Annotated in this window: 16 protein-coding genes; 3 read left to right on the forward strand and 13 right to left on the reverse strand. The window is 65.4% G+C overall.

Features of this window, described 5'->3' with window-relative positions:
* Positions 1-2: 2 nt before the first annotated feature.
* The 12 genes from AC1DIO_RS02575 to AC1DIO_RS02630 all read right to left on the reverse strand — a co-directional run bounded on the left by AC1DIO_RS02575 (position 3) and on the right by AC1DIO_RS02630 (position 13,428).
* Positions 3-2,309, reverse strand: coding sequence for a chemotaxis protein CheA (locus AC1DIO_RS02575; RefSeq protein WP_441505302.1), 2,307 nt, complete (start codon positions 2,307-2,309; stop codon positions 3-5).
* 9 nt (positions 2,310-2,318) lie between these two features.
* The gene (locus tag AC1DIO_RS02580; protein ID WP_441476827.1) at positions 2,319-2,678 is read right to left on the reverse strand and encodes a response regulator; all 360 of its coding nucleotides are present in this window, start codon (positions 2,676-2,678) and stop codon (positions 2,319-2,321) included.
* Between the two features lie 5 nt (positions 2,679-2,683).
* Complete coding sequence (locus tag AC1DIO_RS02585) at positions 2,684-2,980, reverse strand: STAS domain-containing protein (protein ID WP_441505301.1); 297 nt, start codon at positions 2,978-2,980, stop codon at positions 2,684-2,686.
* Positions 2,981-3,076: 96 nt separating this feature from the next.
* Entirely contained in the window at positions 3,077-3,544 is a 468-nt protein-coding gene (locus AC1DIO_RS02590; protein WP_113513871.1) for a response regulator, read from the reverse strand.
* A 97-nt stretch (positions 3,545-3,641) separates the two neighbouring features.
* Positions 3,642-5,096, reverse strand: coding sequence for a methyl-accepting chemotaxis protein (locus AC1DIO_RS02595; protein ID WP_441505300.1), 1,455 nt, complete (start codon positions 5,094-5,096; stop codon positions 3,642-3,644).
* 107 nt (positions 5,097-5,203) lie between these two features.
* Positions 5,204-6,172: an ABC transporter ATP-binding protein gene (locus AC1DIO_RS02600; protein ID WP_441489362.1), complete on the reverse strand. Its 969-nt coding sequence runs from the start codon at positions 6,170-6,172 to the stop codon at positions 5,204-5,206.
* Complete coding sequence (locus tag AC1DIO_RS02605) at positions 6,165-7,142, reverse strand: ABC transporter ATP-binding protein (protein WP_201788703.1); 978 nt, start codon at positions 7,140-7,142, stop codon at positions 6,165-6,167. Before AC1DIO_RS02605 ends, AC1DIO_RS02600 begins: the two co-directional genes overlap by 8 nt.
* Before the next feature lie 11 nt (positions 7,143-7,153).
* Positions 7,154-8,656 (reverse strand): amidohydrolase family protein, encoded by a 1,503-nt coding sequence (locus AC1DIO_RS02610; RefSeq protein ID WP_441489363.1) that lies wholly within the window; start codon positions 8,654-8,656, stop codon positions 7,154-7,156.
* The gene (locus AC1DIO_RS02615) at positions 8,656-9,855 is read right to left on the reverse strand and encodes an amidohydrolase family protein (protein WP_441505299.1); all 1,200 of its coding nucleotides are present in this window, start codon (positions 9,853-9,855) and stop codon (positions 8,656-8,658) included. Before AC1DIO_RS02615 ends, AC1DIO_RS02610 begins: the two co-directional genes overlap by 1 nt.
* A 21-nt stretch (positions 9,856-9,876) precedes the next feature.
* Positions 9,877-10,812, reverse strand: coding sequence for an ABC transporter permease (locus AC1DIO_RS02620; protein WP_441489365.1), 936 nt, complete (start codon positions 10,810-10,812; stop codon positions 9,877-9,879).
* The gene (locus tag AC1DIO_RS02625; RefSeq protein WP_069879765.1) at positions 10,802-11,794 is read right to left on the reverse strand and encodes an ABC transporter permease; all 993 of its coding nucleotides are present in this window, start codon (positions 11,792-11,794) and stop codon (positions 10,802-10,804) included. The genes AC1DIO_RS02620 and AC1DIO_RS02625 overlap by 11 nt, the downstream gene beginning before the upstream one ends.
* 65 nt (positions 11,795-11,859) lie before the next feature.
* Complete coding sequence (locus AC1DIO_RS02630; protein WP_441505298.1) at positions 11,860-13,428, reverse strand: ABC transporter substrate-binding protein; 1,569 nt, start codon at positions 13,426-13,428, stop codon at positions 11,860-11,862.
* Between the two features lie 251 nt (positions 13,429-13,679).
* On the opposite strand from AC1DIO_RS02630, the gene AC1DIO_RS02635 reads away from it, so the two are divergent.
* From AC1DIO_RS02635 to AC1DIO_RS02645, 3 genes are all read left to right on the forward strand, one after another.
* The gene (locus AC1DIO_RS02635; RefSeq protein WP_052513480.1) at positions 13,680-14,390 is read left to right on the forward strand and encodes a GntR family transcriptional regulator; all 711 of its coding nucleotides are present in this window, start codon (positions 13,680-13,682) and stop codon (positions 14,388-14,390) included.
* Positions 14,387-15,094, forward strand: a complete 708-nt coding sequence (locus tag AC1DIO_RS02640; RefSeq protein WP_201788634.1) for a flavin reductase family protein — start codon at positions 14,387-14,389, stop codon at positions 15,092-15,094. The genes AC1DIO_RS02635 and AC1DIO_RS02640 overlap by 4 nt, the downstream gene beginning before the upstream one ends.
* A gap of 84 nt (positions 15,095-15,178) precedes the next feature.
* Positions 15,179-16,957: an SLC13 family permease gene (locus tag AC1DIO_RS02645; protein ID WP_441489367.1), complete on the forward strand. Its 1,779-nt coding sequence runs from the start codon at positions 15,179-15,181 to the stop codon at positions 16,955-16,957.
* Here AC1DIO_RS02645 and AC1DIO_RS02650 read toward each other — a convergent pair.
* The gene (locus AC1DIO_RS02650) at positions 16,949-17,848 is read right to left on the reverse strand and encodes a DMT family transporter (protein ID WP_441489368.1); all 900 of its coding nucleotides are present in this window, start codon (positions 17,846-17,848) and stop codon (positions 16,949-16,951) included. The genes AC1DIO_RS02645 and AC1DIO_RS02650 overlap by 9 nt on opposite strands.
* Positions 17,849-17,863 lie beyond the last annotated feature (15 nt).

Genomic DNA, 17,863 nt, shown 5'->3' on the forward strand with positions numbered 1-17,863 from the left:
GATCATCCAGCCATTTTCAGTTCGGGAGCGGGTTGCCGGCTGCCGGTCGCGGCCAGCCTCAGCATCGAGTCGACATCGAGGATCAGGGCGACGAGGCCGTCGCCGAGGATGGTCGCGGCGGATGCGCCGTTGACCGCGCCGTAATTCGCCTCGAGGCTCTTCACGACGACCTGCTGCTGGCCGACGATCTCGTCGACCGCAATTCCGACATTACCGCCGCGCTCGGTTTCGGCGATGATGATGATGTTCTCGTCGCGCTGCCCGGACGAGCCCATCACGGCGCCGAGCCGGTAGAGCGGTGTGACCTCACCGCGCCAGCGCAGGACTTCCTGGCCGAAGGTGAGATGCTCGATCGGCGTATTGGCGAGGTGCTGGGTCTCGATCACACTCGCGATCGGGATGACGTAGCGATCGTCACCGCAGCGGATCACCATGCCCTCGAGCACGGCGAGCGTCAGCGGCAATGCCAGGGTGAACTTGCAACCGCGGCCGGGCTCGGAATCGACGCTGATGCGGCCGCCAAGCGACTCGACATTGCGCCGCACCACATCCATGCCGACGCCGCGGCCCGAGATGTCGCTGACGGCCTCCGCGGTCGAAAGCCCGGCGGCGAAGATCAACTGGTCGATCTCCTCGGGTGCAAGCTTTTCATCGGGGCCGACAAGACCACGCGAACGGGCCTTGCCCAGTAGCTTCTCGCGATTGATGCCGCGCCCGTCATCGGTGACGGAAATCACGATGCGCCCGGCCCGATGTTCGGCGGTGAGCTGGATCGTACCCTCCGGCCCCTTGCCTGCTGCCAGGCGTTCCTCCGGCGTCTCCAGGCCATGATCCATCGAATTGCGGATCATGTGAGTCAGCGGATCGGCAAGCTCTTCGATGATCGTCTTGTCGACCTCGGTGTTTTCGCCTTCGAGCACCAGGCGCACTTCCTTGCCCAGGGTCTGCGCAAGCTCGCGGACGAGGCGCGGCATGCGCTGGAACACGGCCTTCACCGGCTGCGCGCGCACGGCCATGACATGGTCCTGCAGCTCGCGTGTCTGGCGCGACAGCGTCAGGATGCCCTCGGCGGTCTTGGCATAGACGTCATAAGGCAGCGAGCGCACGCATTCGACCAGCATGGACTGGGTAATGACGATCTCGCCGACGAGATTCATCAGCTTGTCGATGCGGTCGAGATCGACACGAACGCTGACGGCCTGGCGTTGGCGGGCCGCAGGAGCATCATTGGCAGGAGCACGAAGCGCAGGACGCGGCACCGGCGGAGCCGCCGCCTCGACTGGGGCCGGCGCAGGAGCCGGCACAGGAACGGGTTCCGGCGCAGCGGCCGGAGCAGGCCCGAGCTTCGCCAGGATTGCCGAGAGATCGGCAGCAACCGACTGCGGCACCTCTGCTTCGACGGCAGCGACTGGCGCGAACGAGACCACATCGTCATTGGCCGGCTCGGGCATCGCCTCGATCTCGAACTCCTCGGTCGCGAGGGTGAAATCGAACTTGCCGTGCAGCTCTTCGACCGACAACTGCGTGCGCAGGTTCACGGCAAAGCGCATCCAGCAATCGGTGACGTCGAGTTCCTCCAGCGACGGCACGTGGCTCAGGTCGCAGGAGACGGAAACGATATCCTCCGGCGGCAGAGCCGCCAGCACGACGCGGGGTTCGATCACACGGCGGAAGAGGTCGCGATCCGGCGTGATGCGCAGGCACATCTCGCTGCCGGCCTTCACCGGCTCGGCCGGAGCGACGGCGGCAACTGGCTCGTCGTCCCAGCCGTCATCGATCGGCTTCACGGGCGCGGCGGACTTCGCCTCGACCATCGCAAGCAGATTGCCGAGCGCTGCGATACCCGGCGGGGCGTCGTCGCTCGCAGGCGCGGAGGCCGATGGCACTGGAGGTGCGGAAGCGGCAGCGGCAGGAGCTGCTGCGACGGGTTCGGCCTGCCCGACACGTTCCAGCGCCTCGAGCAGATCAGGACGCGGGCGGGCCGGTTCGTCATTGCGCGCCGCCGATACCAGATCGGCAACGGCATCCGAGCAGCGCAGGAACAGTCCGAAGGGAGCGTCCTCGATCGCGACACGCCCCGAACGCAAATGATCGAGCGAGGCCTCGAAGACATGGGCGAAGGCGACGAGCTCCGTGCAACCGAAGGCCCCTGCCCCGCCCTTGATCGAATGGATCGCGCGAAATGCGGCGTTGACGTCCTCGGGCTCGCGTGAGCCCTCATCAAGCGCCTGAAGCTTTTGCTCCAGAGCGCCGAGAAGCTCTTCGCATTCCTGGAAGAACGTTTGTTTGAGTTCCGCTAACGGATCCATCGGCCAGCCTTAGTTCTGATAGCGAGCAACGAGGCCGAGCAGGGTGTTGGGCTCGAACGGCTTGACCATCCAGGCGCTGGCACCGGCGCGCCGGCCCTCCGCCTTGATCTCGGCGCCGTTTTCCGTCGTCAACACGATGATCGGCGTATTCTGGCCGGCCGGTCGGGCACGGCAGGCGCGCGTGAACTCGATTCCGTCCATCAACGGCATGTTGAGGTCGGTGATCACCAGATCGGGCTGGAACTGGTCGAACTTGACGAGGCCGTCCTCGCCGTTCTCCGCTTCCGCCACCTCATGTCCGGCATTGCGAAGCGTCAGGCTGAGCAGACTGAGCAGGGTCTTCGTATCGTCGATGGCCAGGATTCGCATCGATATCACTCCAGGACGAGAGCGCTTTGGGCAGGATCGAAGCCGATCGCCTGCAGGGACTTGCGGCACTCTTCCGAGGCCGCCTTGAGAGTGACGCTGAGCCCCTTTGCCTGCGCACTGGTCGCGGCGGCATGGAGCAACTGAATCCAGAGGCTGGGCAGGGGGCCAGCTTCAGCGCATTCGACGGCGATGCTCTCCTTCTGCTCCAGCGCGACGAGCAGCTGATTGCGGAAGGCTGCCGCCTCGGAACGACCGAGAAAGGCTGGAAGCGAGACGGTGATGACCACGGCGGCGGGACCCATGATTGGCGGATGGAAGATCACGCCAGATTGGTAAAAATTTCGCTAATCGGCGGCACCCCGGCATCAACGCTTTGGGCGTTTCCGAGGCAGATGTGGTCAGAACATGGCATTGCTGATGGCACGCGGAACGAGCGAGATGCTGCCGTTCTGCTCCTTGTACTTGCGCGGGATGTTGATGATCCCGGACAGGTGCAGCCAGAGCGCGTTGGGCGAGATCGGCTTGGTGATGATCTCGTGCGCCCCGAGCTTGGCCGCCTGCACGACCGAGCGGCGGTCGGGGCGTTCCATCATCACCAGGACCGGAGCCTTGGCGAAGGGCGAAGTCTTGAACGAACGGATCGACGCCAGGCATTTGACACTGCCGGAATCGGGCAGGTCCCAGTCCAGGACCACGATGTTCGGCTGCTTCTGGATGAACATCGTTGCGGCCGAGGACAAATCCGGGGCCTCGAAGATGCGGTGGAGCGACGCCTGGTAGAGCATGGTCCGGACGATGCGCCGGTAATGCGCGCTGCTATCGATCAGCAGGACCGAGAGATTGGGAAAAGACGGCGCGATATGCATGACGCTGGACCGGACACTCACTCAACCCGACGCGCCATCCTGGCGCTACGCGTAGTCTTGCCTGCAGGAACGCTCACAGGCCGTTAATGCGGTCGCCTCAAACGCTGAGACCGAAGCGAATTCCGCCCCAATGGCGCCCCTTGACCCAGATCGGCGCGGAGAGGTCCTCCATGACGAGAAACTGGCCGCCGCCCATGTCGCGCCGATAGGTCTGCAGCAGGAAGGGTTTCTGGTTGCGGGCAGCCGCCAACCCGGTGCGATCCGCGAAGACGCGGCGGTTCCGGCAATTCGCGTTGTTCCAGATCGGATCCCGTCCCTGCGCCTGCGAGTACTTGCGGTTATGGGTCGGCAGAAAGCCGTTGCGATCGACGGCCGCGCAGAAAACGACGCGCTTGTCTGCGGCCAGCAGCCTTTCCTGGAGCGGCGGCAGCAGACGATCGGTCAACGCGACGAAACGCGTCATATGCTGCAGGGGGTCCGAGCCGCCGATCGGACGATAGGTCTCATCGAAGAGATCGGCCATCGTGACTTTGCCTTGTGCCACGGCGTCCTCGAAGAGGCCGGAAATGGCTTGCGCCGTCTCCATGGCGGTGGCGATCAGTTCCGATTGCGCGGTGCGCACGCCGGAAGCCGCAATCGAACCGAGGATCGCCTCGCTGATCGAGACGAGCGAAGCCGCCCGGCCCGACGCGAGATCGAGATTGCCGCTCGACTGGTCGACGCCGGCGACCAGCGCCTTGAGATCCTCGCCGACCTTGGCGAAGGCGATGGCATTCTCCCGCGTCGGATTCGAGATCGCATCGATATCGCCGATCAGCCCGACGACCGAGCGACCGAAAATGTCGAGTTCGCCGACCTGCCGGGATATTCCCCTGCTCTCCTCGCTCGCGCGGCGGGCGACCGCTGCATTCTCGAAACTGCGGCGGGCAAGCTGATCGACCGTTTCCACAAGCGCGTCGAGCTGTCGGGTGCTGAGTGCGGTCGCCTCACGCGTCTGCTCGGAGAGTTGCTTCACGGCCGCAGCGATGACCGCAAACCCGCGCCCCGCCGAACCACTCCGCGCCGCCTCGACACCGGCATTGATCGAGAGCAGTTGGATCTCGCGCGTGATCGTCTGGATGGCGTCGCTCGCCTCGCGAACCTTGTGGGCATTGGTGACGGCCTCGGCAAGCGCAGCCGAAATCGATTCGGCCCCCTGGCTCAGCGTCTCGATATCGCTCTGGGCAGCATTCAGCCCCTGCCGAACCGCTCCCGTGACCCGTTCCAGGCCACTCTTGACGACAGACGCCGCCTTCTGAGCGTCTTCCGCCGAACTCTGGATCGAGCGATTGGAGAGCGAAACCTGCTCGACGGACGCAACGACGCGGTGCAGCCCTTCGGCCTGGCCTTCGAGCTGTCGTGTGACATCGCCGATGCGGCCGGAAATATCCGTGATCTCGACCCCGAGCTTGCCGAAGCGCTCCGCGATCTCGCCAATGGCGCGGGCGGCCGCAGTCCCATTGAGCACATCCTCATTGGCCGTCTCCGGCAGCTTGAGCGCCTGTGCTTGCATGGCGAGATGTATCCGCGACCAGAGGAAGCCTCGCTTACCCTAGGCAAAACACGGTAAATCGCGCGTTAACGGCCAGTTCGGCCGTTAACCATCCCTCCGCGTACCGATCACGCTCTGTCGCAGGCGAGGCGGACATCGCCGAAATCGCGCAGCGGGGGGCGTTGCTGCGAACAGCGCTCGACGGCACTCGCACAGCGCGGGTGAAACGCGCAGCCGCTCGGCGGCGCAATCGGGCTCGGCACCTCGCCCGACATCGGCTTGCGCTCCCGGTTCGGTCTCTCGACATCGGGAATCGTCTCGAGCAGCAGCCGCGTATAGGGATGGCGCGGCAGGTTGAAGACCTCATCGGCGGGGCCGGCCTCGACGAAGCGGCCGAGATACATGATCGCCAGATGGTCGGACATGTGCCGAACCACCGAGAGATTATGGCTGATGAAGAGATAGGTCAGGCCGAACTCGGCCTGCAGCCTCACCATGAGATTGAGGATCTGTGCCTGCACGGAGACGTCGAGTGCCGAGGTCGGCTCGTCGCAGACCAGGAAATCGGCCTCGGTCGCCAGTGCACGGGCGATCGAGATGCGCTGCCGCTGCCCGCCAGAGAATTCATGCGGGAAGCGCCGGGCGTCGGCGCGGGACAGACCGACGATCTCGAGCAGATCGCCGACGCGTTCCGTCGCCTCGGCGTCATCGCGGCGCAGCTTCAGCTCGCGGATCGGCTCGGCGATGATGTCGCCGACCCGCCAGCGCGGATTCAGGCTGGCGTAGGGATCCTGGAAGATCATCTGAACGCGTGGCGGACCGAAGCTGCCATCGAGGCGGCGGATATCGGCGAAGCGCAAGCTGCCCTCGGTCGGGCGCTGCAGCCCGACGATCATCCGTGCCAGCGTCGACTTCCCGCAGCCGGACTCGCCGACGATGCTGAAAGTGGTGCCACGCTGGACCGTGAAGGAGATATCCTCGACCGCCCTCAACACACGGCGCGGCTCATGCGAAGCCAGACGGGACAGCCAGGGCGCCGAGACGTCGAAGCGGCACGACGCCGCCTTCACCTCGAGAATGGTTTCGGTTTCAGCCATGAACCAGCTCGCGCAAGGGGAAATGGCAGGCGGCGATATGGAGCCCCGCGCCCAGCGAAGGCCGCTCGTCGCGGCAGCGGTCGCGGCAAGAACCGCACCGCGGATTGAAGGCGCAGCCCTTCGGTATGGCGTTCAGTCGCGGCATGGCGCCGTCGATCTGGTTGAGATGGCGATGGCGCTCATGCACGCTCGGGATCGAAGCCATCAGCCCGGCCGTATAGGGATGGCTGGGGTGGCGCGTCACATCCTTCACAGGGCCGACCTCGACGACCCGTCCGGCATACATCACCGCGACCCTGTCTGCCGTCTCGGCGATCACGCCCATGTCATGTGTCACCAGCATGATCGCTGTGCCATGCTCGCGGCAGAGCCGCTTGAGCAGGCTCATGATCTGCGCCTGGATCGAAACGTCGAGCGCCGTCGTCGGCTCGTCCGCGATGATCAGCTTGGGTTCGGCGCAGAGAGCCAGCGCGATCACCACACGCTGGCGCATGCCGCCCGAGAACTGATGCGGATAATGGTCGATCCGCGTTTCGGCGGCGGGAATGCCGACTTCCTTGAGAAGGTGGAGCGCCCGTGCCCGCGCCTCGCCACGGCTGACCGGCAGATGCGCCAGGATCGTCTCGACGATCTGATCCCCAACCCGGAGCAGTGGATGGAGCGAGGTCAGCGGATCCTGGAAGATCGCGCCGATCTCCTTGCCCCGCACCAGGCGCATCGCCTCAGCTGGGAGATTGTCGATGCGCCGGCCGTTGAGATGGATGCTGCCGCCTGCAACCCGGCCGGGCGGATCGAGCAGGCCGATCACCGCCGTACCGGTCAGGGATTTGCCCGCCCCCGACTCGCCGACAACGCCAAGGATCTCGCCTGGCGCGATCTCGAGCGAAACGCCGTCGAGCGCCGTCAGCGGGCCATGTCGGCCGTCGAAGACGACCTTGAGGTCCCGCACCGAGAGCAGCGACTGGGGCACGGCCATGGCGGTCATGTTCTCTCCTCCCCACGTTCGACCGGATAGCTTGACGAGAAGATCTCGGAAGCCGGCGGGTGGCCATGTGTCCGGCGCGGGTACTGCGCCATCACGCCTTCGAACTGTTTCTGCGCGCGCCGCTTGTCCGCAGCTTCGTCGACGCCCGGGATCTCGCGGTCCTCCATGACGAAGCGGCCGTCGATGATCACCGTCGCGAAGTCGCGGCCGTGTCCGGCGAGCAGCATGGTCTGGATCGGATCGATGACCTGGCCGAGATGTGGCCGGTCGAGATCGAAGACCGTGATATCGGCCCGTGCGCCGGGCTGGAGCCTGCCGAGATCCGGGCGGCCAAGCGCATCGGCACCGCCAATGGTCGCCGCGTCGTAATAGTCCTCGCTGCGCACGCTGGCCGAGCTGCCCGCCATGGTGCGGGCGAGGATCATGCCGACCTGCATGTTCATGATCATGTCCGGTGGGCTGGTATCGGTGCCGAGGCCGAGATTCAGGCCCATCTCGCGATAGCGGCCGAAATGATCGATGGCATTGCCGTGGCGTCCGGAAACCAGAGGACAGTGCACGATGGTCGAACCGGCATCGCGGATGATCTCGAGATCGCGGCCAGGCCGGGAAATGTGCCTGCTGCCGGAGACATAGGTTCCGTGAGGCAGGAGCGTCCGCTCGGTCAGAAAGCCGAGCTTCTCCAGCCATTCCGGCGGGCTCATGCCGTGCTGCGCCAGCACGAGATCGTACTCGATCTTCGACTGGCAGCAGTGCAGCCGCACCGGCACGCCAAGCGTCCGGCCGGCCTCCGTCGTGCGCCGAAGCAGTTCGGCAGTCGAGGTCTCGATCCGGTCCGGCGCGAGCATGGTGCGGACGAGTCCGCCGGCGGCGCCCTCAAAGCGCTCGCAGAAGGCGATCGCCTCCGCGAGCTCGGCAAGGCCGCGAGGCTCGTCATAAGCCGTCGTGATCCTGCCATCGGCCTCGACCACCTGGTTCCCGGTGCGGTAGGCCGGGCCGAGATAGGCGCGCAGGCCGAGTTTCGCCGCGGCTTCTGCCGCATCGGAGAACTCTTCCGGCGTCTCGCCCCATTGCCGGTAGAACAGCGAGGCGATCGGCAGCGCCGTGGTGATGCCATTGCGGATCAACGTCGCGAAGGCATGATGCTTCTGGAAGGCAAGCTCCTCCCGCGAATACATCTCGACCGGGCCGGCCTCGATATAGGAACGCGGCCAGACACGCCCCTTCTTCCAGGCCGGTTGGTTGTCATAGGCGAGGATGGTGGTGTCGAGATCGGAAAGCGCGTCGAGATCGACGAAGCCGGGTCCGATCAGCGCGTTGCCGTAATCGATCCGGCGCATGACCTCGCCGGGGAAGCGATGGCCGATGAAGACCACTTCGCCATTCTCGAAGACGATCTCGCCATTCTCGATGAGCCGATGCCGGCCGTCGCGGTGGCCCACGAGCCAGCGCGCGGTCAGCAGGACCCTGCCCTTGGGGTGCGGCGCGGCCTGCAGCATCAGGGTGCGCTCTTGATCGAGACGCCGTCGCGCGCGACGATCTTGCCGCCCTTGACGACGCGACGCTTCGGCGAGCGGGTCACGATCGCCTCGGCCAGCGTCTCGCCGGGCACGAGCACGAGATCGGCCCGACAGCCCTGGCTCAGCCCGTAGCCGTCGAGTTCCATCACCTTGGCACCCTCGATGGTGCAGACATCGAGCGCGATCCGGAGTTCATCGTCGCGCCGGAAGTTGTTGCGCAGGCCGACGAACATGGCGCGCTCCAGCATGTCGGCATTGCCATACGGCCCCCAGGTGTCGCGGATGCCGTCTGAGCCGGAGCAGACCCGGATGCCGGCCTCGATCAGCCGCTTCACCGGCGGGGCCGGCCTGCTCGCCGGCGCCGTCGTCATGATGGCAATGTCGAGCTCGGCGAGCTGGGCGATCAGCGGATCGATGAGCGCCGGGTCCGGCGTGCCGAGGCAGAAGGCATGGCTGATCGTGACCTTGCCCTTCATGCCGAGTGCCCGTGTACGCTCGATGATCATGTCCATCGAGAAGGCGCCGACCTCACCCGGCTCATGCAGGTGGATGTCGAGCGGCTTGCCGTAGCGCTGGCAGAGCGCAAACACGGCGTCGAGATGGCCCTTGGGATCACGGTCGATCGTGCAGGGATCGAGGCCGCCGACCACTTCCGCGCCGAGCTTCATGGCCTCGTCCATCAGCTCCAGCGTGCCGGGCCGGCGCAGCATGCCGGACTGCGGGAAGGCGACGATCTCGACGTCGATGATGTCGCGATAATAGTCGCGCATCTTCATCACGCCCTCGACGCCCCACATGCCGTGGTCGGTATCGATGTCGATATGGCTGCGGATATGGGTCGAGCCCATCAGCGAGGACTGGATGCTCTGGCGGGCCGATTGCTGATAGGGATCGATGCCGAGCCGACGCTTGTTCAGGCGCTCATTGTCGATCTTGTCGAGAAGTCTCGGGCCAACTTCGTTCTTGTACCAGGGCAGGCCCCAGAGGCTCTTGTCGAGATGGGTGTGAGCCTCGACCAGGCCGGGCAGCAGGATCTCGTTGCGGCCATCCTCGACCACGACACCGGCCGGCGCGGCAAGCCCGGTCCCGAGGCGGGCAATCCGCCCCTTCTCGATCAGGATATCGGTCGCCTCGCCGCCAAGCGGGCGAATATTGCGCAGCAGAAGATCGGTAGCCATCGTTTCCTCGTCAGTTTCTTGTCAGCGGAGTTTCGGATTCAGCGCATCGCGTAGCCAGTCGCCGAGCAGGTTGACCGAGAGCACGATCAGCCCGAGCTGCAGTGACGGGAAGACGACCAGCCACCAGGAGCCGGAGAACAGGTACTGGTTGCCGATGCGGATCAGCGTGCCGAGCGAAGGCTGGGTGATCGGCATCCCGACGCCCAGGAAGGACAGGGTCGCTTCCGACAGGATTGCCAGACCGAGATTGAGCGTCGCGGCGACCATCACCGGCGTCAGGGTGTTTGGCAGGATGTGGCGGCGCATGATTCGCGCCGGCGCGACCTTGATGATGCGCGCAGCGAGCACGTATTCCTTGCGCCGTTCGACCATGGTGGAGGCGCGCACGGTGCGCGCATACTGCACCCAGTTGGTCAGCGAGATCGAGACCACCAGCACCACCGCAGCGAAAGGCTCACGCAGGCCGGGTGGCAGCAACTCGCGGAAGATAGCGCTGACCAGGATCGCCATCAGCAGGGTCGGGATCGAGAGAACGGTGTCGCCGAGGCGCATCAGGAGGTTGTCGATGCGGCCGCCATAGAAGCCCGAGACCAGCCCGACCGTAACGCCGAGCCCCATCGAGACGATCACCGCCGCGATGCCGATCAGCAGCGAGACGCGCGTGCCGTACAGAATGGCCGACAACACATCGCGTCCCTGCGGGTCCGTGCCAAGCAGAAACGGCCACTCCCCGCCGGCCTGCCAGATCGGCGGGATCTCGGCCTTGTCGATGAAGACCTGAGCGAGATCATGCGGGTTCTGCGGCGCGATCAGGGGCGCGAGAAACGCGGTCGCGATCAGCAGCACCAGCACCAGCGTCGAAAGCCAGGCCGCGGGAGTGCGGCAGAAGCTCCAGCCGATATCGCTGTCGAGGAAGCGGCGCAGGCGGCCGGGCTTGGCAGTGGCATCAACGGGCATTGGCGGCTCCCGAAATCGCATCTTCGCGCAGCCTCGGATCGACATAGGCGTAGAGCAGGTCGACCAGCGCGTTCAGTGACACGAAGATGAAGGAGACGACGATCAGATAGGCCGCCATCACCGGGATATCGACGAAGGTCACGGCCTGGACGAAGAGCATGCCCATGCCCGGCCATTGGAAGACGGTTTCGGTCACCAGCGCGAAGGCGATCAGGTTGCCGATCTGCAGACCGGTCACCGTGATCACCGGCATCAGGCAGTTGCGCAGCGCATGGCGGAAATTCACCGCGCGAGCCGGCAGGCCCCGCGCCCGGGCGAAGCGGATGAAATCGGTGCGCATCGTCTCCAGCATCTCGGCCCGCACCAGCCGCATCACCAGCGTGATCTGGAAGAGCGAGAGCGTGATGCCCGGCAGGATCAGCGCCCGCCGGCCGGACGGCGTCAGGAAACCTGTGCTCCACCAGCCGATCTGCACCACCTCGCCGCGGCCGAAGGCCGGCAGCCATTGCAGCGTCACCGAGAAGAGCAGGATGAACAGGATGCCGAGCGCAAAGCTTGGCAGGGAGACGCCGAGCACAGAGACGAATTGCAGCGACTTGGCGAGCAGGCTGTCACGTCTGATCGCCGTGTAGACGCCGAGCGGAATCCCGACTGCGAGCGACAGGAAGGTCGCCACCAGCACCAGTTCGAAAGTGGCCGGGAAGCGCTCCGTGATCAGCGTGAAAACATCCTGCTGATTGCGATAGGAGATGCCGAAATCGCCGCGCGCCGCGTTGCCGACAAAGGTCGCAAATTGCAGGACGAAGCCCCGGTCGAGACCGAGCCGCACGCGCAACTCGTCGCGCTGCGCCTGGCTCGCCTGCTCGTTCAGCATCAGCTCGACGGGGTCGCCGACGAAGCGAAAGATCAGGAAGGCGAGGAAGGCGACGGCGAGCATCACGCCAGCCGCGTTCAGCAGTCGTTTCAGCAGGAAAGCCGGCATCGTCCCCTCCGGTCACAATGGGCCGGGAGCGCCTAAACGCTCCCGGTCGGTCGATGCGGTTCAGCTTACTTCAGCATCGTCAGCCACAGGCGCGGCTTGTTGTCGGAGGCCTGCACGGTCGAGGTCACCGTGTTGCGCATCGCCCACGCCATCGGCTGCTGATGCAGCGGAATGAAGAGATGCTCTGCCTTGGCGATCTTGAGCGCCTCCATCATCATCGGGATGCGCTTGCTGTTGTCGAGTTCGACGCCGGCCTTGTCGATCAGCGCATCGATGCGCGGATCGCCCCAGTTGCCCCAGTTGAACACGCCGCCCGTGCCGCTCTTCGAGCGCAGCACCTGCACCAGCAGCGAGTAGGCGTCGATCATAGGCTCATTGGCCCAGCCAAAGGAGATCACGTCGAAATCGCCCTTGACGCGTTTCGGTGTCTGCTGGCTGCGCGGGGCGAGGCTGAGATTGGGCTTCAGGCCGGCGCGCGACCACATCGAAGCGACCGCCTGGCAGAACTCCTCCTCGTTGACCAGGCTGTCGGCCTGACAATTGAACTGGAAGGAGAAGCCGTTGGGATAACCGGCGGCCGCCAGCAGCTTCTTGGCCCCCTCGAGATCGAAGGGCAGGCGCACATCCTGGGACGGCTCGTAGCCTGGGATCGCCGGAGCGACCAGCGCGCCGGTATTGCGCGAGAGGCCGCGCATGGCCCGCTTCTGGACGGCATCGATGTCGATCGCGCGATAGAGCGCCTCACGGACCCGGATATCCTTGAAGGGGTTCTTGTCCTTCACATCGCTCTCGAACAGCGCATCCTTCAGATTGAGGGCGAAGAAGACCGAGCGCAGCTCGTTGGTCTGCAGGACCTTGACGTCGGGCGAAGCCGCGAGCCGCGGCAGATCCTGCAAGGGCGCGACATTGGTGAAGTCGATCTCGCCGGAGAGCAACGCGGCGACACGGGTCGAGGCCGAGGTGATCGGCGTGAACTCGATGACGTCGATATTGTGCTGCGGCTTGTCCCACCAGGTCGGGTTCTTGATGAAGATCGTCTTGGCGTCGGCGCGGCGGCTTTCGACCTTGAACGGGCCGGTGCCGTTGGTGTTGTCGGTTGCGTAGCCCTTGATACCCTTGCCGGAATCGGTCGGGAGCGAGGTGTTGTTCGCCTCCATCCACTCCTTGTCGAAGATGAAGATGTTGGTGAGGTCGTTCAGCAGCAGCGGATACGGGCCGTTGACCTCGATCTCGACGGTATAGTCGTCGATCTTCTTGGCGCTCTTGTAGGCCGGCAGATTACCCTTGAGCGGCGAGGTGTCATGCGTGACGCGGTCGAGCGAGGCGATCACGTCGTCAGCGGTGAAGGGGTTGCCATTGTGGAACTTCACACCCTGACGCAGCTTGAAGCGCCAGACCGTGGGGGAGACCGTCTCCCATGATTCCGCCAGGGCCGGCTCGATCTTGAGATCGCCGGTGTAGCGCACCAGCCCCTCATAGACATGATTGAGCACGGAGAGCGTGAACGTCTCGCCGTAGGAATAGGGGTCGAGCGAGGCGATCTCGCGCGACGCGCCCCATTTCAGGGTCTTCGCCTCAGCCGCGCCGTTCAGCGCCAGAGCCGCGACAGCCGCCAACAACCAGTGCTTCTTCATCGATCTCTCCTCTCGATGAACCTGCGGCGCATCTTTGGCGCTCGGTCAGGCTCGGTGCCCCTCGTGAATGCCCAATCCCGCGCCACCCTGGCACTTTGTGCAGCATCTCGTGCGCAATCAACAATCAATATTGCATACGATAGAGATATCGTATTGTATACGATTATCGCAGACAAGGGGAAACTGGAGTGGAGCGGGATCCCGTGACATGGAGTGAGGCTGAGACGGCCGAGCCAGAGCGGAGACGCACCATGCCGACGGAACCCCGCCCTCATGGATTGCGTGCGCAATCCGTGTACAAGGCGCTGCGACGCGCGATCATCGAGCAGGCGTTGCGGCCTGGCATGAAGCTTCCCGAAGACTCGATCGGCGAACAGCTCGGTGTCAGCCGTACGCTGGTGCGCGAGGCCTTCGGGCGGCTCGCCGTCGAGGGCCTGGTCGAGCTCAAGCCCAATCGCGGCGCCTCGGTCGCCTATCCCACCCTGGAAGAAGCCCGCGACGTCTTCGACGTCCGCCGCAGCCTTGAACGGTTGGTCGCCGAGACCCTTGCCGGCCGGCTCACTCCGGCGCAGATCACCGAACTTGAGCACCATGTCCGGCAGGAGGAAGCCGCACATGGACAGGACGGGCCGGAATCAATCCGGCTCTCTGGCGATTTCCACATCCGGCTCGCCGAGATGACCGGGAACGTCCTGCTGCTGCGCTATATCCAGGAGCTGAGCTCGCGCTGCTCGCTGGTTCTGGCGATCTACGGCCGTCCGCATTCGTCGGAATGCGCCGTCTCGGAGCACAGGCAGCTGATCGAGGCGCTGAAGCGCGGCGATGCGAAGCAGGCCGCCGAGCTGATGGATCATCATCTGCAGGCCGTGGTCACGCGCGCCCTGCTCACTCCCCGGGCGGAGCGCGACATCCGCGACCTGCTCGCCCCCTACGCATTGAGCGAAGGACTGACTCCCCCATGACCGCTCAGCCGCGCGTCCAGCCCAAGTCCGACACCCAGCCCTCGATCGTCACCTTCGATTTCGCGTCGCTCACGCCACGCGAGCGCTACAAGCTCCTGATCGGCGCGGTCGTGCCACGCCCGATCGCGCTGGTGACGACGGTCGATGCGCAGGGCGTCGTCAACGCCGCGCCGTTCAGCTTCTTCAACTGCCTTTCGGCCGATCCCGCGATCCTGGCCCTTGGCGTCGAGTATCGCCCGACAGGGGGCCAGAAGGATACCGGTCGCAATGTCCGCGATACCCTCGCCTTCACCGTGAACATCGTCTCTGACGCGCTCATTGCCGGCATGAATGTCTGCGCGGTGCCTTTTGCGCCGGGCATCGACGAATTGCGCGAAGCGGGGCTCGATGCCCTGCCGGGCGTCAAAGTGCCCTGCCCCTGGATCGGTCAGGCACCCGCCGCCTTCGAATGTCGCCACCACACCACGCTCGGCATCGGCAACTCCCGAGAGATCATCCTCGGCGAAGTCGTCTACGCCCATTTCCGGGCCGACATCGTCGACGAACGGCTCCATGTCGACCCGGTCGGGCTCGACGCCATCGGCCGAATGGGCGGTCATGGCTATGCCACGACCCGCGACTATTTCGACCTGCCCACGATGTCGGTCGACACCTGGACCCAGCGCCCGGAAGAGGCGAACCGGCGCACGTCGCTGAAGGACTGAACGTCCGATTGCAGGCTTGCGGAACGATCCGCTGAAGTGGAGGTTGGACAAGGCGCCGGCCCGGGCGCGGCCTCCAGGGACTGCATGACTCTCGATCAATCGCTCTCCATCGCCGTCATCACAACGATGATGGCGCTCTTCGTCTGGGGCCGCCTCCGCTATGATGTCGTCGCGGCGCTGGCACTCCTCGCCGCGCTGGCTCTGGGCCTTGTACCGGCCAAGGACGCCTTCAAGGGCTTTTCCGACGATATCGTCATCATTGTCGGCAGCGCGCTCGTGGTCAGCGCAGCGGTCGCGCGCTCCGGCATCATCGAGCGCGCACTCAGCCATGTTGCGCCCTATGTCCGCTCGACACAGATGCAGATCTCGCTGCTCGTGTTCTCGGTCGCGGTGATGTCGGCGATCATCAAGAATATCGGTGCGCTCGCGATGATGCTGCCGATCGCCTACCAGCTCGCCCGGAAGGGTGGAAAATCGCCATCCATCTTCCTGATGCCGATGGCCTTCGCCTCGCTGCTCGGCGGCATCGTCACGCTGGTCGGCACCTCGCCGAACATCATCGTCGCCCGCGTCCGCGAGGAACTGACCGGCCGCCCCTTCGAGATGTTCGACTTTGCGCCGGTCGGCCTCGGTCTCGCGCTCGCCGGCTGCCTGTTTCTATGCGTGGGCTACCGCCTGCTGCCGCGCGACCGGCAAGGCGCAGCCTCGCTCGAACAGGCGCTCGACATCTCCGACTATGTCACCGAGGTTCAAGTTCCCCAGCGCTCGGCGCTTGCCGGCAAAACCATCTCCGAGCTCAAGGCCATTGCGGAGGGTGAGGTCGATGTCGTCGCCATCCTGCGCTCCAAGACGCGGCTGTCCGCCCCGTTCCCAGATGCCGGCCTGCGTCCCGGCGATATCCTGTTGCTGCGCGGCGAGCCCAAGGCGCTTGAGCGCGTGGTCGCGCAGGGCGGCCTCCAACTCGATGCCGACCAGCGCCCGACCCATAGCACGGGCGCGCTCGATCAGATCACCGTGAGCGAGGCGATCGTCGGCCCCGTCTCATTACTGACGGGACGCTCCGTTGGCGAAATCGAGCTACACGAGCGCTATCGCGTCAATCTGCTCGCGGTGAGCCGCTCGGGCGAGCGCTTCCGGGAACGCCTGCGCAACATCACCCTGCGCACCGGCGATGTCGTCGTCCTCCAGGGCGACGAGAAAATCCTGCCGGAGCGAATGCGCGAACTGGGCCTGATGCCGCTCGCGGAACGCGCGCTGACGCTCGGCAGTGCCCGCAGGGGCTGGGTTACCGGCGCGATCCTGCTTGCGACCGTGATCGCGATCGCCTTCAACCTCGTCCCGGTTTCGGTCGCGTTCTTTGCGGCAGCCGCGCTGCTCGTCACCTTCCGAGCGATCTCGCCGCGCGACGCCTATGATTCGATCGAATGGCCCATCCTCGTCATGCTGGCGGCCCTGATCCCGGTCAGCGACACTTTGCGCTCGACTGGAACCACGGATCTGCTCGCCGGCTGGCTCGCGAGTGTCGGCATGCACCTTCCCGGCTGGGGCGCGGTGGCGCTGATTCTCGTCTCTGCCATGGCGGTCACGCCCTTCCTGAACAACGCTGCGACAGTGCTGGTCATGGCCCCGATCGGCGCGAGCTTTGCGAAGAGCCTCGGTTACAGCCCCGATGCCTTCCTGATGGCGGTGGCGATCGGTGCGGCCTGCGACTTCCTCACGCCGATCGGCCACCAGTGCAACACGCTGGTGATGGGTCCGGGAGGGTATCGCTTCGGCGACTACGCCCGGCTTGGCGCGCCGCTGTCGCTGCTGGTGATCCTGCTCGGTGTGCCGCTGATCATGCTGGTCTGGCCGCTACGATAGGGCTTTGGCCCCGCGCCGCCGCTGCGGCAGCATGATGGTCCCGGATGCGGCGACCACCAGTACGAGGCCGAGCCAGTCGCTCGGCGTCGGTCGCTCGCCGAGCAGCAGCACGGAACCCAGAACGCCGACGGCCGGCACCATCAGCGTGCCAAGGCTGGCAATGCCCGCGGGCAGCCGCGCGATCACCGTGAACCACAGGAAATAGGCCAGCGCCTGTGCTCCCAGGATATGGAAGGTCAACGCGGCGAAGGTCCGTGCCTCCAGCATCTTGGGAACGGGCAGGCCCTCGAAGACCAGCATGCCGATCCCGGCGACAACGCCGCCGATCAGCAGCTGCCACGCGGCGATGGTCAGTGCCGGCGCCGAAACCGGCCAGCGCTTGGTGACGATCGTGCCCAGGGCCCAGCTCACGCTGGCGATCAGCGCGTAGAGCAGGCCGATGGAGAACGAGCCGCTGGCGAGCAATGGCAGGCCGAGGCACAGCAATCCCGCAGCGCCGAGGCCGAGGCCGAGAAGGCGCCTTCGGTCAAAGGGCTCGGCAAGGACGAACCGTGCGAGCAATGTCGCCCAGATCGGCATGGTGAAGGTCAGGATCGCCGCCCGCGAGGTCGGCGCGGCGAGCTGTGCGAAGGCAAGCAATACGTTGAAGGCGGCAATCGAAAGGAAGCCGGCAATCGCCAGCCTCAGCCATTGGCCTCTGGGCACCGCCAGAGACTGCCCACGTGCGAGCCCTATGGCGACCAGAGCCAGCCCCGCAAAGCTCATGCCGCCGGCCCGGAGCGTCCAGGGCGCGATCTCGGTCAGCGCGATGCGGACAGCCGGCCAGTTGAAGCCCCAGAGCAGACCGAGCAACGGAACGAGCAGAAGCGAACGGCCGGGGGTTTGCGACATGGCGTGACTATGGCC

This window comes from Allobosea sp. 05T439 (assembly GCF_056396005.1).